At 31.2% G+C, this 22,906-nt stretch carries 20 protein-coding genes; 3 read left to right on the forward strand and 17 right to left on the reverse strand.

Going from position 1 to position 22,906, the window contains the following annotated elements:
• Positions 1-167: 167 nt before the first annotated feature.
• The 10 genes from menA to ilvN form a co-directional block, all read right to left on the reverse strand.
• Positions 168-1,124: a 1,4-dihydroxy-2-naphthoate polyprenyltransferase gene (gene menA / locus NSA50_RS13835; RefSeq protein WP_257445882.1), complete on the reverse strand. Its 957-nt coding sequence runs from the start codon at positions 1,122-1,124 to the stop codon at positions 168-170.
• A gap of 256 nt (positions 1,125-1,380) precedes the next feature.
• Positions 1,381-1,809, reverse strand: a complete 429-nt coding sequence (locus NSA50_RS13840) for a hypothetical protein (RefSeq protein WP_195266870.1) — start codon at positions 1,807-1,809, stop codon at positions 1,381-1,383.
• Between the two features lie 123 nt (positions 1,810-1,932).
• Complete coding sequence (gene ilvC, locus NSA50_RS13845; protein WP_257445884.1) at positions 1,933-2,937, reverse strand: ketol-acid reductoisomerase; 1,005 nt, start codon at positions 2,935-2,937, stop codon at positions 1,933-1,935.
• A gap of 12 nt (positions 2,938-2,949) precedes the next feature.
• Complete coding sequence (ilvB, locus tag NSA50_RS13850; protein WP_257445887.1) at positions 2,950-4,626, reverse strand: biosynthetic-type acetolactate synthase large subunit; 1,677 nt, start codon at positions 4,624-4,626, stop codon at positions 2,950-2,952.
• Positions 4,627-4,695: 69 nt separating this feature from the next.
• Positions 4,696-6,354, reverse strand: a complete 1,659-nt coding sequence (gene ilvD, locus NSA50_RS13855) for a dihydroxy-acid dehydratase (protein WP_257445890.1) — start codon at positions 6,352-6,354, stop codon at positions 4,696-4,698.
• Between the two features lie 14 nt (positions 6,355-6,368).
• Entirely contained in the window at positions 6,369-7,445 is a 1,077-nt protein-coding gene (gene leuB, locus NSA50_RS13860) for a 3-isopropylmalate dehydrogenase (protein ID WP_257445893.1), read from the reverse strand.
• Between the two features lie 135 nt (positions 7,446-7,580).
• On the reverse strand, positions 7,581-8,069 hold the full coding sequence (gene leuD, locus NSA50_RS13865; protein WP_257445896.1) for a 3-isopropylmalate dehydratase small subunit: 489 nt from the start codon (positions 8,067-8,069) through the stop codon (positions 7,581-7,583).
• A gap of 177 nt (positions 8,070-8,246) precedes the next feature.
• The gene (gene leuC / locus NSA50_RS13870; protein WP_195266864.1) at positions 8,247-9,518 is read right to left on the reverse strand and encodes a 3-isopropylmalate dehydratase large subunit; all 1,272 of its coding nucleotides are present in this window, start codon (positions 9,516-9,518) and stop codon (positions 8,247-8,249) included.
• Positions 9,519-9,535: 17 nt separating this feature from the next.
• Positions 9,536-11,131 (reverse strand): citramalate synthase, encoded by a 1,596-nt coding sequence (cimA, locus tag NSA50_RS13875; RefSeq protein ID WP_195431342.1) that lies wholly within the window; start codon positions 11,129-11,131, stop codon positions 9,536-9,538.
• Positions 11,132-11,236: 105 nt separating this feature from the next.
• Positions 11,237-11,749, reverse strand: a complete 513-nt coding sequence (gene ilvN / locus NSA50_RS13880) for an acetolactate synthase small subunit (RefSeq protein ID WP_257445900.1) — start codon at positions 11,747-11,749, stop codon at positions 11,237-11,239.
• Positions 11,750-12,589: 840 nt separating this feature from the next.
• Between ilvN and NSA50_RS13885 the strand changes: the two genes are divergently transcribed.
• Complete coding sequence (locus tag NSA50_RS13885) at positions 12,590-12,940, forward strand: hypothetical protein (protein ID WP_257445904.1); 351 nt, start codon at positions 12,590-12,592, stop codon at positions 12,938-12,940.
• A gap of 174 nt (positions 12,941-13,114) precedes the next feature.
• Here the strand turns inward: NSA50_RS13885 and glmM are convergent, their stop codons facing one another.
• From glmM to NSA50_RS13900, 3 genes are all read right to left on the reverse strand, one after another.
• Positions 13,115-14,458, reverse strand: coding sequence for a phosphoglucosamine mutase (glmM, locus tag NSA50_RS13890; protein ID WP_195264777.1), 1,344 nt, complete (start codon positions 14,456-14,458; stop codon positions 13,115-13,117).
• A gap of 115 nt (positions 14,459-14,573) precedes the next feature.
• Positions 14,574-14,873 carry a YerC/YecD family TrpR-related protein gene (locus NSA50_RS13895; RefSeq protein ID WP_195264775.1) on the reverse strand — a complete coding sequence of 100 codons (300 nt, stop codon included), beginning with the start codon at positions 14,871-14,873 and terminating at the stop codon, positions 14,574-14,576.
• 94 nt (positions 14,874-14,967) lie between these two features.
• Complete coding sequence (locus NSA50_RS13900; RefSeq protein WP_195430762.1) at positions 14,968-15,801, reverse strand: AIM24 family protein; 834 nt, start codon at positions 15,799-15,801, stop codon at positions 14,968-14,970.
• 144 nt (positions 15,802-15,945) lie between these two features.
• On the opposite strand from NSA50_RS13900, the gene NSA50_RS13905 reads away from it, so the two are divergent.
• Complete coding sequence (locus NSA50_RS13905; protein WP_195264772.1) at positions 15,946-16,125, forward strand: hypothetical protein; 180 nt, start codon at positions 15,946-15,948, stop codon at positions 16,123-16,125.
• Between the two features lie 411 nt (positions 16,126-16,536).
• A complete protein-coding gene (locus NSA50_RS13910; RefSeq protein WP_257445912.1) occupies positions 16,537-17,667 on the forward strand; it encodes a zinc-dependent alcohol dehydrogenase in 1,131 nt (376 codons plus the stop codon).
• A gap of 309 nt (positions 17,668-17,976) precedes the next feature.
• On the opposite strand, the gene buk (NSA50_RS13915) is transcribed toward NSA50_RS13910, so the two are convergent.
• The 4 genes from buk (NSA50_RS13915) to NSA50_RS13930 all read right to left on the reverse strand — a co-directional run bounded on the left by buk (NSA50_RS13915) (position 17,977) and on the right by NSA50_RS13930 (position 22,898).
• Positions 17,977-19,047 (reverse strand): butyrate kinase, encoded by a 1,071-nt coding sequence (gene buk / locus NSA50_RS13915; protein ID WP_257445915.1) that lies wholly within the window; start codon positions 19,045-19,047, stop codon positions 17,977-17,979.
• A gap of 20 nt (positions 19,048-19,067) precedes the next feature.
• Positions 19,068-20,138 (reverse strand): butyrate kinase, encoded by a 1,071-nt coding sequence (gene buk / locus NSA50_RS13920; RefSeq protein ID WP_257445918.1) that lies wholly within the window; start codon positions 20,136-20,138, stop codon positions 19,068-19,070.
• A gap of 25 nt (positions 20,139-20,163) precedes the next feature.
• Positions 20,164-21,072 (reverse strand): phosphate butyryltransferase, encoded by a 909-nt coding sequence (gene ptb, locus NSA50_RS13925; protein ID WP_195430754.1) that lies wholly within the window; start codon positions 21,070-21,072, stop codon positions 20,164-20,166.
• A gap of 224 nt (positions 21,073-21,296) precedes the next feature.
• A complete protein-coding gene (locus tag NSA50_RS13930; protein WP_195264763.1) occupies positions 21,297-22,898 on the reverse strand; it encodes an NAD(P)/FAD-dependent oxidoreductase in 1,602 nt (533 codons plus the stop codon).
• Positions 22,899-22,906: the final 8 nt, after the last annotated feature.

A 22,906-nucleotide genomic window follows, 5' to 3' on the forward strand; every position in this document is an offset into this window, starting at 1 on the left:
CTTGCAGTTACCAAAATACAATATTCATTTCAATCTAAATTTATAGTAAAAAAAGGAGCTATCTTAAAAGACAGTTCCTCCTATAAAATTAAAAATTATTTATGTAATTTGACACAATCAATAAATCCATTAATTTATTTTAAATTGTTTAAATAATATTTTTGTTTTTAAAATAAATTTAAAATAACTCCACCTAACACAGTTAATGCATAAACTACATTCATCACAACAAAATTCTTTACTGCTAATACAAAAGTATCTTTTTTAGTTTGAAGTTTATTGAACTTATTTATATTTCCCTTTATAACTTTTAATACTAGTAATGTTACTATTGAAACTACCGGTAATATTCTAAGCAATACTCCAACTACTATAGCAATAAATCCAATATAATATAACCATTTAAATACCTTTAAGGCATTTTCTTTTCCAATATATATCGGAAGTGTATATCTTTTATTTACTATATCTTCATCTATATCACAAATATTATTTGCAAGCATTATATTAGAAATTCCAGTTATAGCTGGTAAACTTACAATAAATATGTATATCAACTCAAGTATATTAAAGTTTATGCTTATGTTATTTAAATTGGTAAAGTTAATTGATAATATCTCTGAATCAAATATATGTATATAGATAGTTAAAAACGTTATTATAAATCCCATTGCAAGACCTGAAAATATTTCTCCAAATGGTGTCCTTGATATTGGTATTGGACCAAATGAATATGTAATTCCTATAACAAATGAAATTGCACCTATTAATAAAACTATTATATTAGTATTTTTAACTAGCAGTAACCCTAAAGCTGTTGCTAATATAAGCATAAAATAAATAGTTATCCTAACTACTCTTGGATTTAAATTATAACTAACTATAGCATTATGAGTTTCGTATCCATATCCTTCTTTTTTAACTGCTTTTGCATAATCCATATAATTATTAATCGCTGTAGTAGTCATATCAAATATTATCATTGATAAAAACATTATTATTGAATTTTTTATATTAAAATTATCATATCTGTATAAAGCATAAAAAGTTCCTAATAAAAATGGAATTACACTTGCTACTTTTGTTTGTATCTCTACTAATTTTAAAAAGCTACCTATTCTCAAAATTAATCTCTCCCTCTAAAAATATTATATTAACTATTTTATAACTTCTTTTAAAAATAAGAAAGTGAAAATATGTAAGTTCACCAATCTAATAAATTTGTTTAGAATTAGAATAAACTTATATATTTCCACCTAAAATTAAAAGAAAAAAGTAGAGAAATTCAAATTTATTAATTTTATAAATAAGTTCTAAAACATGAGATATAAGTTTTCTCTACTAGTTTACTTTCATTTATTTAATTTTTAATTTAAATATTTAATTTAAAAATGCTTGTGCCTCTATTTTAACTGATTCTTGACTTTCTTTATCTTCTTCATCATATTCTGAATGCTTATAAAAATAATCTGCCATTTGGAATCTCTTAACCCTAGAAATGCTTAATTCTTCAGCTAAATCATCTAAAAATCTTACTTCAGACATCTCATATTCAGCATCTGCTAATGCAACTCTAGTTAATTCAAAAAATACTATGTTTATTATTCTCTCTCCAGCATTCCTTATAACATTGATTGTTTCTTCATGGCTAACTTCTTCTAAATCAAAGTCCTCCATATTCATTTCTTTTAATGCTCTCTCAATTAATTCCTTCTCTTTTTCTTCTACTTTATCATCTACTAACGCAAATTCTACAAGTAAGTTGATATAGGCAGTACCTAACTCTTTGCTAAGTTCATCTAAAAACATACCCAATCCTCCTTTGTTTTTACTATATTAATTATAACATATATTAAATATGTATAGAATAAAGAGCCTTCTTACAATTAAAATTAAAGAGCTGCCTTATAGACAGCTCCTTTTAAAATATTCCTAATCCAACTTCTTAGTATCTATCCAACTCATCATTTCTCTTAATTCTTGACCAACTTTTTCAATTGGATGTTCTGCTTCCATTCTTCTTCTTGCATTAAACATAGGTCTTCCAACTTGATTTTCTAATAACCAATTCTTTGCAAATGTTCCATCTTGAATTTCAGATAACACCTTTTTCATTTCCTTCTTTGTTTCTTCAGTTACTATTCTATTCCCCACCATATAGTCACCGTATTCAGCAGTATCTGATATAGAATATCTCATCATACTCATTCCACCTTGATATAGTAAATCTACAATTAGCTTCATTTCATGTAAACACTCAAAATATGCATTTTCAGGAGCATATCCTGCTTCTACTAAAGTTTCAAATCCTGCTTTTATAAGCGCTGTACAACCTCCACAAAGAACTGCTTGTTCTCCAAATAAATCTGTTTCTGTTTCATCCTTAAATGTAGTTTCTAATACTCCAGCTCTGGCTCCACCTATTCCATTTGAATAAGCTAAAGCTAAATCACGAGCATTTCCTGTTGGATTTTGATATACAGCTATTAAACATGGAACTCCTGATCCTTCTGTATATGTTCTTCTTACCATATGTCCTGGTCCCTTAGGCGCACACATAAATACATCTACATTTTCTGGCGGAACTATTTGTCCATAATGAATATTGAATCCATGTGCAAATACTAGTGCATTTCCTTCTTCTAGATATGGAGCTATTTCTGATTTATATACATTTGCTTGTTTTTCATCTGGTAATAATATAACCACTACATCTGAAGCCTTTGCTGCTTCTGCAACTGTTGCTACATGTAATCCTGCTTTTTCAGCTCTTTCCCAAGACTTACTTCCTTCATAAAGTCCAACAACAACATCAATTCCACTTTCATGTAAGTTTAATGCATGAGCATGGCCTTGACTACCATATCCAATTATAGCAACCTTTTTCCCCTTTAATAATTCTAAATTTGTGTCCTTTTCATAATACATTTTTGCCATTTTTCTAACCCCCTAATTATCTACATCTTCTTCACTTATTATTTCATTAATTGGTGCACCAGGTGCAACCATAGGAAATACTTTTTTATCATTATGAATTACATAATCTATTACTACTGGCCCTTTAAACTCTAAGGCTTCCCTTAAAGCTGGTTCTAGTTCTTCTTTTTCATAAACTCTAAAACCTCTTCCCCCAAAGGCCTGAGCTAATTTAACAAAATCAGTCGATCTATTTAAAGTTGTTGATGAATATCTTGCCTCATAGAAAAAGTTTTGCCATTGCCTTACCATTCCTAATGAATTATTATTAACTATTATTATAATTACAGGCAAATTATTCTTTACTGCTGTAACTAATTCATTACAATTCATTCCGAAGCTTCCATCTCCAGCTATATTAAAAACCTGCTTATTCTTTAGTGCAATTTGTGCACCAATTGATGCCCCTAATCCAAATCCCATAGTTCCAAGTCCACCTGAGGATATGAAACTTCTTGGATTCTTATATTTAAAATACTGAGCTGCCCACATTTGATGCTGACCAACTTCAGTAGCTATTACAAAACTTCCATCATCTAATTCACTAAGCTTCCTAAATAAAAACTCTGGAGTTAACTCTCCTGTAATAGAAGTATCTTTAACATTTAAATCTTTAAGTTGATTCATTTGATTTAACCATTCTTCATTTTTCTTTTCTTTTAGTAATGGAATTAACCTTTGAAGAACAACCTTTAAATCCCCAACTATAAATGAATCCACTTTGATATTTTTATTAATTTCTGCTGGATCTACATCTATATGAACTACCTTTGCATTCTTTATATTTTTTTGATTATTAATGACTCTATCACTAAATCTTGCTCCTAAATTTATTAATAGATCACATTTAGTAGCTAATATATTTGAAGCTTTAGTTCCATGCATTCCTATCATCCCTGTATATAATGGATGATTATAAGGAAATGCTGAAATTGCCATAAGCGAAGTCGCTATTGGTGAATTTATTTTTTCAACAAATCCCTTTAGCTCTTCAAAAGCTTCTGATGCTACTATTCCACCCCCTGCATAAACAAAAGGATTTTCAGCCTCATTTATTAATGCGGCTACTTCTTCTAAAGCTTCATCCGTTATATGCTTTGTTTTTCTTTCTACTTCCTTTGGAATTATAGGTTCATATTTTGCTTTAGCTGACGTAATATCCTTAGGTATATCTATTAGTACTGGTCCTGGTCTACCTTCTTTAGCTATATAAAAAGCTTCCCTTATAATTCCTTGTAAATCATTCACATCTTTAACTATATAATTATGCTTTGTTATCGGCATAGTTATTCCAGTTATATCAACTTCCTGAAAGCTATCTTTTCCAAGAAGTTGCTTTGTAACATTTCCCGTTATTGCAACCATTGGTATAGAATCCATATAAGCAGTTGCTATCCCAGTCACAAGATTAGTTGCCCCAGGTCCAGAAGTTGCTAAACATACACCAACCTTTCCAGTTGCCCTAGCATACCCATCTGCCGCATGTGCTGCCCCTTGCTCATGCGCTGTTAATATATGATTTATCTTATCCCTATACTTATATAACTCATCATATATATTAAGAACAGCACCACCAGGATATCCAAAAATAGTATCAACACCCTCATCCAAGAGAGATTTAATCAATATTTCAGCCCCTGTTAAAAACATAAATAACCCCCTTATTTCAATGGATAATGGATAATTGACAGTTGACAATTATCCATTGCCAATTATCCATTACTCCAGTATTGCTCCTTTGCTAGCCGAGCTCACCAACTTAGCGTATCTTGCTAAGTAGCCTTCTTTTACTTTTGGCTCTAATAATGTTTTATTTTTTCTTCTTTTTTCTAAAACTTTATCATCTATTAAAAGCTCTAGTTTACCATTTGGTATATCTATTGAAATTATATCTCCTTCTTCAACTAATGCTATTGTTCCTCCTTCTGCTGCTTCTGGAGAAACGTGCCCTATTGCAGCTCCTTTTGTTGCTCCACTAAATCTTCCATCTGTTATTAATGCTACATATTTATCTAATCCCATTCCTGCTATTGCTGATGTTGGAGATAGCATTTCTCTCATTCCTGGACCACCCTTAGGCCCTTCATATCTTATTACTACTACATCACCTTTTATAATTTTTTTAGAAATAATTGCTTCTATTGCTTCTTCCTCAGAATCAAATACTCTTGCAGGTCCCTTATGTGTTAACATTTCTTCTAGAACTGCTGATTTTTTTACTACTGCTCCATCTTTTGCTAAGTTTCCTCTTAATACTTGGATTCCACCTGTAGTGCTATATGGATTGTCTATATTTCTTATTACATTATTATCATTTACTACTACATCTTTTAGGTTTTCTTTATGAGTTTTAGAAGTTGCTGTTATGCAATCCAAATCTAATAAATCCTTCTTTGAAAGTTCCTTCATAACAGCTTGTATTCCACCAGCCCAATATAAATCTTCTATATGAGTATCAGATGCTGGTGCCAACTTACAAAGGTTTGGAGTTTTTGAAGATACTTCGTTGATAATATCTAAATTCATTTCAACCTTTGCTTCATTTGCAATTGCAGTTAAATGAAGTACACTATTTGTTGAGCATCCTAAAGCCATATCAACTGTTAAAGCATTCTTTATAGACTTTTCATTAACTATATCTCTTGGCTTTATATCTTTTTCTAATAAATCCATTATTCTCATCCCTGCATATTTAGCAAGTCTTATTCTTTCTGAATATACTGCTGGTATGGTTCCATTACCAGGCAATGCTAGCCCTAAAACCTCTGCCAAACAATTCATTGAATTTGCAGTAAACATTCCTGAACATGACCCACATGTTGGGCATGCCTTATTTTCTAGTTCACACAAATCTCCTTCTAACATAGTCCCATTCTCATAAGCGCCAACTGCTTCAAACATAGTTGAAAGTGATACTTCCTTATCCTTAAATTTCCCTGCAAGCATTGGTCCTCCACTCACAACAATTGCTGGAATGTTTAATCTTAATGCTGCCATCATCATACCTGGAACAATTTTATCGCAATTTGGTATTAAAACTAAAGCATCAAATCCATGAGCCTTAACCATGCACTCAATAGTATCTGCTATAAGTTCTCTTGTAACTAAGGAATACTTCATTCCTTCATGTCCCATTGCAATACCATCACATACTCCTATAGTTGGAAATACCAAAGGTGTTCCCCCAGATAGCATTACGCCTTTTTTAACTGCTTCAACTATTTTATCTAAATTTATATGACCTGGAATTATATCATTTTGTGAAGTTACAACTCCAATTAACGGCCTATTTATTTCTTCATCTGTAAGACCTGTAGCCTTTAGTAATGATCTATGAGGAGCCCTTGATGGTCCCTTTTTAACTACATCGCTTCTCAAATAACTCACCTCTTTTATCCCAATATTTTTTGTATAACTAACTCTCCAATCTCTTTAGTTCCAACTAGCTTCATTCCTTCACTCATTATGTCACCTGTTCTATATCCATCTTCTAGCACTTTTACAACAGATTCTTCTATAAGATTAGCTTCTTTTTCTAAATTAAAGCTAAATCTTAGCATCATTGCTGCTGAAAGTATTGTTGCCAACGGATTGGCTATTCCCTTCCCTGCAATATCTGGTGCACTTCCATGTATCGGCTCATACATTCCAAGAGTGCCTTCTCCTAATGAAGCTGAAGGTAACATTCCTATAGAACCAGTTATCATACTAGCTTCATCAGATAAAATATCTCCAAACATATTAGATGTCACTATTACATCAAACTGTCTTGGATCCCTAACTAATTGCATAGCTGCATTATCAACATACATATGATTTACTTCTACATCTGGATAATCCTTAGCTACTTCTTCTATAACACTTCTCCATAGCCTTGAAGTTTCTAAAATATTTGCCTTATCAGCACTAGTAAGTTTTTTCTTTCTCTTCATTGCTGTATCAAATGCTATTTTAGCTATTCTTCTTACTTCATTTACATTGTATCTTTCAGTATCATAAGCTCCAGATACTCCATTTAGCTCTTCTCTTCCTCTTTCACCAAAATATATTCCACCAGTCAATTCTCTAACTACGCATATATCAATTCCATCACCTATAATGCTATCTTTAAGTGGAGATGCATCCTTAAGAGGTTCATATAATAAAGCTGGTCTTAAATTACAATATAAATTCATTCCACCTCTAAGCCCAAGTAATGCTTGCTCTGGTCTAATTTTTGCATTTGGATTATCCCACTTCGGTCCTCCAACTGCACCAAGTAATACAGCATCAGCCTTCTTGCATGCTTCCAAAGTTTCATCTGGAAGAGGTGTTCCTTTTTTATCTATTGCACATCCCCCAGCTAATAAATATTCATATTCAAACACATGATTAAACTTATCCCCAACACAATTTAAAATATTCACAGTTTGTTCCACAACTTCTGGACCAATTCCATCCCCTGGTATAACCGCTATCTTATAATTCATATTAAAAAGCCCCCCTTATTAATTGACAATAGACAATTGTAGATATAATTCAGCTTCGCTGAATTATTAAATTTTATAAACTCCGCAGGAGTTTATTCATTAACTATCCATTGTCCTTTCTCCATTATCCATTGATTATGAATTGTTCTTAATATAGTTTACTAGTCCATTGCTATTTATTATCTTCTGCATAAACTCTGGAAATGGTTCTCCTTGGTATTCTTGATTTTTTGATTTGTTTTTGATTACTCCTGTAGTAAAATCTATTTCGAGTTCGTCTCCTGCTTCTATTGATTTAACCGCTTCTTCACATTCTATTATTGACAATCCTATATTTATTGCATTTCTATAGAATATCCTTGCAAATGTTGATGCTATTACACAGCTTACTCCACTTTCTTTTATTGCTATTGGAGCATGCTCTCTTGATGATCCACATCCAAAATTCTTATTTGCAACGATTATATCTCCCTTTTCAACCTTCTTCGTAAAATCAGAATCTATATCTTCCATACAATGCATTGCTAATTCTTTAGGATCCGATGTATTCAAATATCTTGCAGGAATTATCACATCCGTATCTACATTGTCACCATATTTAAAGACCTTTCCACTTGCTTTCATTTACATAACCCCCTTGTTTAAATTGACAATTGACAATGGAAAATTGATAATTGTGGATATAATTCAGCTTTGCTGAATTATTAAAACAACTAAAATTCTCTAACTCAGCTTGCCTGAATTATTTCCTAAATTGTACATTATCCCTTATTAATTATTAATTATATTGTTCATTATCCATTATCCATTGTTCTCTACTTCTTCCGGGCTTGTTATCTTCCCAGTCAATGCTGATGCTGCTGCTACTGCTGGACTTGCTAGATAAACTTCTGACTCAACATGCCCCATTCTTCCTACGAAGTTCCTGTTTGTTGTTGATATTGCTCTTTCACCTTTTGCAAGTATCCCCATATGCCCACCTAGGCATGGACCACAAGTTGGTGTTGATACTACTGCTCCAGCTTCTACTAGATCTTTTATTATTCCTTCTTCTAAAGCTTGAAGGTAAATCTTTTGAGTTCCTGGGAATACAATACATCTAACTCCCTTTTTAACTTTTTTATTCTTTAATATATCTCTTGCAACTCTTAGGTCTGAAATTCTTCCATTTGTGCAAGATCCTATAACAACTTGATCTACAGCTACTTCTCCAACTTCATCTATAGTTCTTGTGTTATCAGGCAAATGTGGAAATGCTACTGTAGGTCTTAATGTACTTAAATCTATTTCATAAACTTCATCATATTCAGCATCCTCATCTGCTTCATATACCTTCCATTCTCTTTGTGCATGATCCATTAAGTATTTAATAGTTATATCATCAACTTTGAATATTCCATTTTTTCCACCTGCTTCAATAGCCATGTTAGCCATTGTAAATCTATCATCTATTGATAAGTATTTTAATCCATCCCCTACAAATTCCATGGATTTATATAATGCACCATCAACACCTATCATCCCAATTATATGAAGTATTACATCTTTTCCACTAACCCATTTTGATGGCTTATTTTTTAAAACAAACTTTATTGCTGAAGGAACTTTAAACCAACACTTACCTGTAGCCATACCAGCAGCCATATCTGTTGATCCTATTCCTGTTGAAAATGCTCCTAATGCCCCATATGTGCAAGTATGTGAATCTGCCCCAATTACAACATCCCCTGCAATTGCTAAACCTTTTTCTGGTATTAAGCAATGCTCTATTCCCATTTCTCCGACTTCAAAAAAGTTAGTGATTTCTTTTTCTCTTGCAAACTCTCTAATAAATTTACATTGCTCTGCTGCTTTTATATCCTTATTAGGTGTAAAGTGATCTGGTACTATAGCTATTTTATCTTTATTAAATACCTTATCTAAGTTTAGTTTATTAAACTCTTTTACTGCAACTGGCGATGTAATATCATTACCTAATACTAAATCTAAGTTTGCTTCAATTAGTTGACCTGCCTTTACACTTTCTAGTCCTGCATGAGCTGCTAGAATCTTTTGAGTCATAGTCATTCCCATATTTTTAAGCCCCCTTTTTAAAAATACATTCTTACTGTTTTTTCTATATCTTTTATTAATTTATACTCTAATGAATCAACTAAAGCTATCCAACTGGCCTGCACAACATCTCTTGATACCCCAACAGTGCTCCAATTTTCTACTCCATCTGTTGATTCTATAAGAACTCTTACCTTTGCTCCTGTTGCACTTTCTGAATCTAAAACTCTAACCTTATAATCTACTAATCTTACTTCTTTTAATTGTGGATAAAAACATTCAAGAGCTTCTCTTAATGCTTTATCCAATGCATTCACAGGACCATCACCTTCAGATGCAGTCATTTTATTCTTACCATCAACTGTTATATTAATTAATGCTGTTGAAGTAAAATCTTTATTATTCCATGGCTGTTCTCCTATTGTTTTAAAATGATTAAGTTTGAAAAAAGGTTTATACTTTCCTATTGTTTTTCTTATTAAGAGTTCTACTGTCCCTTCTGCTCCTTCAAACTTATAGCCTTCATATTCCAATTCCTTTAGCCTATTAGTTATCTTTTCTACTTCTTCACTTTCTCTTGTTATACTTGGGAAAATCTTTTGTATTTCTTTTAGAATTGTACTTTTACCGCTTACTTCTGATACTAAAAATCTTCTATCATTTCCTATAAGCTCTGGTTTTATATGCTCATATGATTTTGATGATTTAAACACTGCATCTATATGCATTCCACCCTTATGTGCAAAAGCTGATGCCCCTATATATGGCATATTATCTAATAAATTTATATTTGAAATTTCTGAAATGAACCTTGCTGTCTTTGTTAAGTTTGATAATCTTTCTTTTGGTATAGCTTCATAACCCATCCTTAATTGCAATGTTGGTATAATAGCTGATAAATTAGCATTTCCACACCTTTCTCCAACACCTATAAATGTCCCCTGAACATGGCATATCCCTTCTTCTACAGCCATTATTGAATTTGATATAGCCATTCCAATATCATTATGACAATGAATTCCTACTCTTCCGCCTATTGATTCCATTACGCTCTTTGATATATCTTTAATTTCAGATGGAAGTGTTCCTCCATTTGTATCGCATAATACTATTACATCAGCTCCAGCTTCCTTTGCTGCGTTTATAGTTTCCATAGCATATGTCTTATTTTCTTTATATCCATCAAAGAAATGTTCTGCATCAAATATGACTTCTTTATTTTTATCTTTTATATATCTAACTGAATCAGTTATCATATTTATATTTTCATCTAGTGATGTTTTCAATATTTCTTTAACTTGAAAATCCCATGCCTTACCGAAGATAACAATAACATCTGTTTCTGCTTTTATTAAACTTTTAATATTAATATCTTCTTCAACCGTAATGTTAGCTTTTCTCGTTGCCCCAAACGCAGCTAACTTAGAATTCTTTAAATTAATATTTTTCATCCTTTTAAAAAATTCCATATCCTTTGGATTTGATCCAGGATTCCCTGCCTCTATATAAGATACCCCCATTTCATCTAAAGCCATAGCAACCTTGATTTTATCCTCAAGAGAAAATGAAATATCTTCACCCTGTGCCCCATCCCTTAAAGTCGAATCAAATATTTCTATTCGTCTATTGCTCATTGCTAAAACACCCCCAAGAGTAATTTACAATTGATAGTGGATAATTATCAATTGTCAATTTTCCATTATCCATTAAATTGTCCATTGTCAATTATCAATTGTCCATTAATTAAAATATTCCCCATACTCTGTTATATCTTTGTCTCCTCTTTCCAATGCTGTTATTCCTGTTCTTACTATTTCTACTATTCCGTAGTCTTCCATAAGCTCTATTAATGCATTTATTTTGCTATCATCACCAGTTAATTCTATTGTTACTGTATTGTGAGCAACGTCTATTATCTTGCTTCTAAATATTTTTACTACTTCGTTTATTGCTCCTCTTTTTTCTGATGAAGCCTGTACTTTAATTAAAACCAGCTCTCTATATACTGAAAATTCTGACTTTAATTCATGCACTCTTAGAACATCCTCTAGCTTATTGAGTTGTTTTGTAAATTGCTCTAGTACATCTTCATTCCCCATTAATACAATTGTCATTCTAGATATTTCAGGATTTTCTGTTCTCCCAACAGTTAAACTATCAATGTTAAATCCTCGTCTTGCAAATAATCCTGAAACTCTAGTTAATACCCCAGATGAATTGCGTACCAGTACAGATAATACATGCCTTTCCAAATTTTTAGCCCCCTTTATTAAAAAACTGTGTAAAAAAACCACCCTTATGATATGACTCAATATGGTGGTAATAAACATTCCGTCTTAAATTATACTATCACTAGGTTCTATCAAACCCTTGCCTTTAACGGTGCTTACCGGTAGTCGCTTACTCATACCCCCATGTACTTTCTGGACACTGCTCTAGAGTGATATTCATTTAGTAAAGTATCCATTCACACCTACCATGGACTCTCTGTAACTTTATTTTCTAAACAAAAGTCTCCGTCTTCGCATTTATAAAACTTATAAGGACATATTAAATTTTGTTATTGCTAAAATTCTACTCCTCATTTCTTCCAGTGTCAATCACAAATTCAAAACTTTACCAAATTGCTTTTTGAATACTTTTTCATAATACTAATAATTACCATTTTATTAATTAATATCCTTTATTACTGATAAACAACTAATTATTTTTCTATTATCATATTTTTGTTCCATTAAAATATACATTTTTTTATCAATTTAATTTACAACTTAAATCTAGGATTCTTATTTATTAATCATCCTATTTACATTTTTTATAATAATAGTAAAATATTATATAATAACCTATATTTTCTATATTAATCATTAATATCAATGCTAAATAAAATAAAAAACAAATGTAGTAATAATATTTCTATGAACAATATTATATAAAAATATTTATTAATCAACCGATTTTAAAACATATTACTTATATATAATTTCATATTCTAAATTAAATTTAGTTCACAAGATACTAAAATAAATAATTTGTTAATAATAAATTATTTATTTTAATATAAAATATTTAAATTGAGAGGGATGTTTTTTATGTGCGGATTTCCACCACTACAATTAACTCTAGTAAATATTACTAACAATACTGATACAACTATTAATGATATTTCCTTTAATTATGAAGGAAGTATGTCAGAAGATGTAGTTATTCCTACATTAAAACCTAGACAAAATAAACAGACAGGGATTTCTACTATCAATCTAAAGAATCATACTGATATTATGATGTATAATAAAAGAAATGAAGAGAATTTCTCATATGCATTAAAACCTGATGCAATTAACCCAGATGTTGCTGTTAAATATTCAGGAGTACTTCATATAAGAATAAACGATATAAAAGATAATGGGGAGTTACAATTATCAGTCACAATAGAAGAATAGACATAGAAATCAAGGGACTCGCGAAACGTTAGCCCCTTGAAACTTGACTAAATTTGTAAAATAATTGTATATTTATAAAAAAAGAAACTCAGCTCTTCAGCTGAGTTTCTTCTTTAATTTCATGTACATTTGAACTTATAATTTCAAGCAGAATTTCATTTTTTCATTATTCTACTATATTTTGCTTAATATTAAATCTGCTAATCCATGCGCCATTTTATCTATTTCTTCTTGATTTTCCCCTTCTAGCATAACTCTAACTAGTGGTTCTGTACCTGAAGGTCTTATTAAAACTCTACCTGCACCATGTAGTGCTTCTTCTATCTTCTTTATTTCATTAACTATTTCTTCGTCTTCTAAGTATATATTTTTCTTTTCATTTGGAACTGTAGCATTAACTAAAACTTGAGGAAGCTCCTTCATTATTCCAGCTAATTCACTTAACGTTTTTCCACTTTTCTTTGCTATTGCAGCAACTTGAAGAGCTGTAACTAATCCATCACCAGTTGTATTATAATCTAAGAATATTATATGTCCTGATTGTTCTCCACCTAAAACATATCCATCCTTAACCATTTCTTCTAATACATATCTGTCTCCGACCTTAGTTTTTATAACATTGATACCTTCTCTTTTAGAAGCAATATCTAAACCAAGATTACTCATTACTGTAACAACTAAAGTATCATCTTTAAGCTTTCCTAAGTCTTTAAGATATTTTGCACATAGCATTAGTATGAAATCTCCATTTATAAGATTTCCTTTTTCATCTACTGCTAAACATCTATCTGCATCTCCATCAAAAGCAAATCCTAAATCACATTTTTTTCTTATAACATAATCTTGTAATTCTTCTGGATGTGTTGATCCACAGTTTTCATTTATATTTGTTCCATCTGGATTATCATTTATAACATAAACTTCTGCTCCAAGTTGTCTAAATGCCTTTACTGCCGCTTTGTAACATGCTCCATTAGCGCAATCTAAAGCTACTCTTAAACCTTTTAAATCTACTGGAATTGTTGATAATGCATAATCAGTATATTCATCAAGAGCTCCAACTTCAATTGATGATCTTCCTAAGTCATGTCCTGTTGGACTTGGTACTCCTTCAAATCCACTTTCTATAACTCTTTGAATTTCATCTTCTAATTCATCTTGTAATTTGTATCCTTTATTATCAAAAAACTTTATTCCATTATATTCTACAGGGTTATGTGATGCTGAAATCATTATACCTGCATCAGCATTATATTCTCTAATTAAGTGTGCTACTGCTGGAGTTGGAACCACGCCTAATATAACAGCTTCTGCTCCTACTGATAGTATTCCTGATACTAAAGCTGCTTCTAGCATATCTCCTGATATTCTTGTATCTTTAGCAACTAATATTTTTGGCTTGTGAGTTCCTTCTGTTAATACATAAGCTCCTGCTCTCCCTAAGCCATACGCTATTTCAGATGTTAATTCTGTATTGGCAATACCTCTAACTCCATCTGTCCCAAACATTCTACCCATATTTTTTACCTCACTTTTTCTATTGGTTTATTGGTTTTACATAATGTCCTAATAAATAGTATACATTCACAAATTATATATTACAACTTTATTATTATTACAACTTTATTATATTCTATTTTTCTTCTAATCTATCTAGAATTAAGTTATATCCTCCAGTACCATAATTCAAACATTTATTCACTCTACTTATAGTTGCTGTACTGGCTCCAGTTTCATCTGCAATTTCTGTATATACCTTCTTTTCCTTCAACATTTTTGCAACATGCATTCTCTGTGCTAGTGCCTTAAGCTCATTTATTGTTGCAACATCTTCAAAGAAATTATAGCAATCATCTATATTTTCTAACTTCAAAACAGCTTCAAAAAATAGATCTAGCTCTGGATTTTTAAGCTTGCTTTCTGCTTGACCCAAATATCTCACTCCTTGTTTTCTTTTGAATACTACTAATAAATTATACCTGTCTTTTTATTTGTTTACAACTTTATTGCCATAAAGCATTTTTTATCTAAATCTCTGTATTACTATCCCCATGTGGATATCTTAATTCCCTTAATCCCTTTTCCTTTAACTCATCATATATAGCTTTAGTTGGGACTAGCCATACTTCTCCTGTTCCTCTATATACATTAAGTAAACCTTCTCCATTGAGTGCAGTTCCTATTAATGTAGTTCCTGATTTTTCTACAGTAAATTCTATATTTGAACTTCTTAAAATAGCAAAGTTACCATCTACCTTTAAAGTATCTCTAAACATCTTACATCTTAATATTTCCTTATCTGGAACTGGTATTTCCAATACTACTATACCACTTCCACTTAATTTGGTTTGATATACTCCTTCATTTCCAAAAATTAATGAAGATACATTTTTATGAATTACAGGCTCTACTTCTACACTCTCTTCACATGCATAGAATAACCCATCATCAACAATTATTTCTTCGTCTTCCAATTCTATTAAAGTAAAATGTCCAAATGTGGGTTCTAAAAACACCTCACCACTTCCCCTAATAATTGGCTTAAACATTGATTCATTTGTTACCTTACTTGAAAAAAACTTTTTCCCAAGTCCTATAATTCCTCCAGTTTTATTTTCTATCTCTATATTCCCCTTCATATAACTTAGGGCTCCTGCTTCTATCTTAACTGAACTATCATCTAGTATTAATCTAATTTGTCTTAATTTTATTGATGATTTTTTCATAAAATCTAATTGGATTGATAAGTTTAAATCATCTGATCCCTCTAAATCATCATACTCTAAAATTTGAAATATTGTGTCACCTTTCATTTCTGAAACCATTGTCATCCTATTATTTGTATTAAATGAAGTTATCATAATATCTCCTCCTATATCTATATTTTACCATAATTTTATATTTTAAAACTACCTCGCACTTTAATGTATATTTGGTATGCAACTTTGGAAGAATTAATATATATCAATTAATTCAAAATTTTATTTAATTGTTGGAGGTGCTTTATGAAAGCAATTGTATATGAAGGTATTAGGGATACTAGAAATACAGCAGACATAATAACTCAAGGTACTACTAAAAATAACGGAAATGACCAATCTAATGCATTTGACAATCAAGACTACTCATCTAATATATTTAACGACAGAAAGGATACATATATAAAAATAATATTGAAGCCATAAAATTTAACAAAACTTATTTTAATCTATTGAGTAACTGACCTCATATAATTTTCTTAAATTAAAGTTAATAATTATAACTTTAATTTAAAACTTAGTAAATATTGACTAAGGTAATAATATATATCCTTAGTCAATATTTTAATCATGTAATATAATTACCTTCTAACCTATTAATACTCAATCTATTTATACCACTCCTCTTCATTTATTCCTATTTCTATAAAATAAAACTTTTAAACCACACCTTATATATCTTTAATTTATCCTACTTTAGCAAAGATCTTAATTTTTTTATTAGAACCTAATAATACCTCTGAAATATGTAATCTCAATACCTTTCTTTATTTATCAAGTATATTATCTACAAAAACTTCTAAAACTATATCTAGTATAATTTTTTGGAGGTGTCTTATGAAGGCTATTGTTTATGAGGGTATTAGAGATGTTAGAGTTGAAAATGTTGAAGATCCTAAAATAGAACATAATGAAGATATTATAGTTAAGGTTACATCTACAGCAATATGTGGATCTGACCTTCATTTAATTCATGGCAGAGTTCCTAATCTTAGAAAGGGATCAGTTTTAGGGCATGAAACTATGGGAATAGTTGAAGAAGTAGGTAAAGGTGTTAAAAAGGTTAAAAAAGGTGATAGAGTTATTGTACCTTTCCCTGTTTCTTGCGGACATTGTTGGTATTGTGATCATGAATTATATTCACAATGTGATAATTCTAATCCCTATGGAGAAGTTGGAGGATTATTTGGATATAGTGATACCTTTGGTGGTTATGATGGAGGTCAAGCAGAATATTTAAGAGTTCCTTATGCTAATGTTGGGCCTACTATAATTCCTGAAGAACTTGAAGATGAACAAGTATTATTTTTAACTGATATATTACCAACATCTTACTGGGGTGTTGAAATGAGCGGTATGAAAAAAGGTGATACTGTCGTAGTTCTTGGATGTGGTCCAGTTGGACTTTTATCTATAAAATGGGCAATATTCAAAGGTGCAAAGAGAGTCATCGCTGTAGATTGTGTAGACTATAGATTAAATCATGCTAAAAGCTACAAGGGTGTAGAAACTGTTAATTTAGAAGATTATGATGATACTGGAGAATATCTAAAAGAATTAACTAATGGTGGTGCCGATGTTGTAATTGATTGTGTTGGCATGGATGGTAAAATGTCTACATTTGAAAAAGTGGAATCTATGCTAAAACTTCAAGGTGGCTCTAAATCTGCAATAGAAATTGCTAGTAGAGCTATTAGAAAATGTGGTACTGTCTCTATGGTTGGTGTTTATGGCGCTAGATATAATTTATTTCCACTTGGCGATTTCTTTTCTAGAAATGTAACTTTAAAAATGGGTCAATGCCCAGCTCAAGCATATGTTGATCCAATCTTAAAGCTTATACAAGAAGGTAAATTCGATGCTAGAGATATAATAACACACAAAATATCATTAAATGATGGTGAACATGCTTATGATATTTTTGATAATAAAAAAGACAACTGCATAAAAGTAATATTAAAACCTTAGTAGCATTTTACAGCGCAAAATAATGAAAAGTTAATGATGTTTTGCTTCTAACTATTTCATTCTCCAATATTAATTTAAATTTAAAATATAAGTTGGCTAAGATAAATAGACTGTGAAATAAGCATATAGCGAGCAATTAGAAGTACTTGGCGAAGGAAGAGGTACTAGGCCTTAGCGTTGTTGGTTTGTTTGAGCGTAGCGAGTTAACCAAAACTCTTGGCATAGTACATCTTACGAGCCTAGTACTTCTTTGCATAGCTATTTAGCTTATGGAACATATCTAGTTATCGTAGCCTTTATATGCTCAGTTTAAATGTATTCCTTAGCTTCTTCTTCTCCTGTCATTACTCTTATTGCTCCTTGTGCTAAGGCTAATAATTCATCTTCTCCTGGATAAACTACAATAGGTGCTATCCATCCTACTCTTTTCTTTAATTCATCTATAACTTTTTCTGAATAGGCTATTCCACCTGTAAATATTATTCTATCAACTTTTCCTTCTAAAACTGTTGCCATTTCTCCAATTGATTTTGAAATTTGATATATAAATGCATCAAAACAAACTTGAGCTTTCTTATCCCCTTCTGCTGCTAACTTTAGCACATCTCTAGCATCATTTGTATTTAAGTATGCTACAAACCCACCTTTTCCAACTGCCTTGCTATATACTTCTTGCTCTGTAAATTTCCCACTATAACACATTTTTATAAGAGCTCCTACTGGCAACGAACCTGCTCTTTCTGGTGAAAATGGGCCTTCTCCATCTAAGGCATTATTTACATCTACTACTTTTCCATTTTTATGAGCTCCTACTGAAACTCCGCCTCCCATATGAACAACTATTAGGTTTAAATCTGTATATTTAATTCCAGATTCCCTTGCATATCTTTTAGCTACAGCTTTTTGATTTAATGCATGAAACTTACTAACTCGTTCTAATTCAGGAACACCTGAAATTCTTGCAACTTCATTAAGTTCATCAACAACAACTGGATCTACTATGAAAGCTGGTATTTTCAGTTCATTACCTATTTGGTTTGCAATTATTCCTCCTAAATTTGAAGCATGCTGTCCTTGCACACCATCTTTTAAATCCTGAAGCATTTTTTCGTTAACTTTATAAGTACCACTTTCCATAGGCTTTAGCATCCCACCTCTACCTACTACTGCATTTAAAGTATTTATATCAAAGTTCTTTTCTTTTAATACATTCATTATAATGTCTCTTCTAAATTTAAATTGATCATATATTGTTTCATATTTTGATATTTCCTCTGATGAGTGTCTTAAAGTTTCCACTAATACTTCTTGTTCTCCATCATATACCCCTATTTTAGTTGATGTTGAACCTGGATTTATTATAAGTAATTTTAAAGCCATTTAAACGTCCTCCTAACTGCTTATTTATATTCTTTAGCTATCTCTTCTCCCCTCAAAACTCTTAAAGTTCCTTGAGCTAAAGCTAACAGCTCGTCTTCCCCTGGATAAACTATGATTGGTGCTATAAAATCTACTTTAGTATTTAAATCAACTATAAGCTTTTTCCAATAAGCTATTCCACCTGTAACTATAATTCTATCTACTTTCCCTTCTAAAACTGTTGCCATTTCTCCTATTGATTTAGCAATTTGATAAACAAATGCATTATAATACTTTACAGCATCCTCTCTTCCTTCATCTACCCAATTTTCTAATTCTCTAGCATCATTTGTATTTAAATATGCTACAAATCCGCCTTTTCCAACTATCTTGCTATATATTTCTTTTTCTGTATATTTACCACTAAAGCATAACTTTATTAATTCACCAATTGGAACACTTCCTGATCTTTCTGGTGAAAATGGTCCGTCTCCATCTAAGGCATTATTTACATCTATTACTTTTCCATTTTTATGAGCTCCTACTGAAACTCCTCCCCCTAGATGTACTACTATTAAATTTAAGTTTTTATAACCTTTCCCGGACTCTACTCCATATCTTTTTGCAACTGCTTTTTGATTTAAAGCATGAAATTTACTAACTCTTGGTAATTCAGGTACTCCGGATATTCTTGCTACGTCTTCTAATTCATCAACAACTACTGGGTCAACTATATATGCTGGTACATTTAATTCTTTAGCAATTTCATTTGAAATTATTCCTCCTAAGTTAGAAGCATGTTGTCCTTGGACTCCAACTTTTAAATCTTCCAACATAAGATTATTTACTAAATATGTTCCGCCTTCCATTGGCTTTAGCATTCCGCCTCTACCAACGATTGCATTCAGGCTTTTTACGTCAATATTATTTTCCTCTAATGCCTTTATAATTATTTCTTTTCTAAATAGGAACTGATTATAAATGCTATCATATTTTCCTATTTCTTCTGCGGAATGTCTTAAGGTTTTAACAAAAACCTCTTTTTCATCTTGGTAAACACCAATTTTAGTTGAAGTTGATCCTGGATTGATAATTAATAGTTTATAAGACATAACAAAGTCTCCCCCATATTTTATATTATTTTTTTGCTTCTGCAACTAGTGCAGCTAACGCAATGGAGTGTACCTTTGTTTCAAAACTATCAGCTCTTGATGTCAAAATTACTGGTGCAGATGTTCCAACTAAAAGTCCTCCATTTCTTGATTTTGATGTATATGTTAATGTTTTGTACATAACATTTGCGCTTTCAATATTTGGAAGTAAAATTACATCTGCTTTTCCTGCTACTTTTCCTGTTATTCCTTTATGGTGGGCGGCTTCTTCTGATAAAGCATTATCTAAAGCTAAAGGCCCATCCACTATACAACCCTTAATTTGTCCTCTATCATTCATCTTTGATAATAATGATGCATCTATTGTTGCTGGCATATCTGGATTAACTACCTCTACTGCACATACTGGAGCCACTTTTGGAAGTTCTATTCCACAAGCATGTGCAACCTCTACTGCATTGTTTAATATTTGAACCTTTGCTTTTAAATCTGGATAAGTATTAAATGCTGCATCTGTTAATAAAATTAATCTATCTATCCCTTCTATTTCAAACACCGCTACATGAGACATAAGCTTTCCTGTTCTTAGGCCAACTTCCTTATTAAGAACACTTCTTAAAAATGTTGCTGTATCTACTAATCCTTTCATGACCATATCAGCTTCACCAGATGATACTAATCTTATTGCTTCTAAAGCAGCTTTATTTACATTTGTCTCATTTACAATTTCAAATTGTGTAAGATCCATATCAATCCTATCAGCTATTTCATTTATTTTTACTGAATCACCAACTAGAATTGCATCTGCTATTCCCCTTTCTTTAGCAGCTTTAATTGCTTCTAATACTGGTTCATCTTGTGCTACTGCTACTGCAACTTTCTTTTTAGCACAACCATTGACCTTTTTTAATAAGTCATCAAAATTCTTACTCATTTCAGCACCCCTCATTTAATAGTGTAAGTTTTTTTATAATCAAGCATTATTCTAATAATTAAGAATTTTCTTTCTTTAATATTTATTATAATCCCTAATTAATATTTATACACTATAATTTTGTTAAATTTATATCAATTGTTGATATAATTTACAAATATTTCCCTTTATATTGTAGCAAAAAAAATTCTGAAAACTTAAATTTTCAGAATTTTCTTTAATATTTATTTCATTGGTTTATATTCTTGAATTATTTTCTCTGCAACCTTTAATCCATCAACTGCAGCTGATATTATACCACCTGCAAATCCAGCTCCCTCTCCTGCTGGGAATAGCCCATTCATAGATATGCTTTGTAAGTTTTCATCTCTTGTCATTCTAACTGGAGCAGATGTTCTTGTCTCTATTCCTGTTAAAATTGAGTCATAGTTTCCATATCCCTTTATCTTTTTATCAAAATCAACTATACCTTCTTTTAGCGCTTCTATTACATAATCAGGAAGACACTCTCTTAAATCTTTAAATACATATCCTGCTGTATAACTAGGAGTAACAGAGCCAAGCTTTGTACTAACCTTATCTTGCATAAAATCTCCAACTAATTGTACTGGAGCCTTATACTTTCCTCCCCCTAACTTATATGCTAAGCTTTCATAATGTCTTTGGAATTCCATTCCTCTAAGTGGTGAATCTCCTTCAAAGTCTTCTGGTCCTACAGTTACAACTAAAGCTGAGTTTGCATTAGCTAAATCTCTAGCATGATAACTCATACCATTTGATACTAATCTCTCATTTTCTGATGCTGCTGCAACTACAACCCCACCTGGACACATACAAAATGAATATACAGCTCTCTTTAACTTTTCACTTTGATATGTTAACCTATATTCAGCTGCCTTAAGCTTTGGATGCTGATACATATCTCCATATTGACTTTTATTTATAAGTTCTTGTGGATGTTCTATTCTAACACCAATTGCAAAAGCTTTAGGTTGCATAAATACATCTCTTTTATGTAACATTTCATATGTATCTCTTGAACTGTGTCCTATTGCAATAATAAGATTTTCACATTCTATTTCTTTGCCATTTACTATAATAGATTTTACTCTACCATCTTCGCTTTTTATATCTTCTAATTTAGATGAAAATAAAACTTCTCCACCTAATTCCTTTATTTTTTCTCTGATGTTTTTTACTACACCCTTTAGAAGGTCTGTTCCAACGTGAGGTTTTGCTACATAAGTAATTTCTTCTGGTGCTCCTGCTCTAACTAACTCTCTTAAAACATAATCACATCTTGTATCTTTTATTCTTGTTGTTAACTTACCATCTGAAAAAGCTCCAGCTCCACCTTCTCCAAATTGAACATTAGACTCTGTATTTAATTCACCTGTTTTCCAAAAGTTATCAACAGTCTCTGTTCTTTTATCCACATCTTCTCCACGTTCTATCACCAATGGTTTATATCCTTTTTCTGCTAGTAATAATGCAGCGAATATTCCTGCTGGTCCAAATCCAACTACTACTGGTCTATTTTTCAGCTCCTTATCCCCTGAAACTATTTCTGCATTATAAGAAGGTGCTTCAAACTTTACATCTTTATCTTTTAATCTGTTAACTAATTTTTCTTCATTTTTGTGTTCTACTTCTACACAATATATGTACTTTATATCATTTTTCTTTCTTGCATCTAGGCTTTCTTTTATTATTTTAATATTTTTTATTTCTGATTCAGAAATCTTTAACTTCTTAGAAACCCTTTTAATCAATGTGTCTTTATCTTCATCTATCTTTAAAGCTATATTATTAACTCTAATGGACATATTATAAT

The sequence above is a fragment of the Clostridium mucosae genome (assembly GCF_024622765.1).
GTDB lineage: Bacteria > Bacillota > Clostridia > Clostridiales > Clostridiaceae > Clostridium.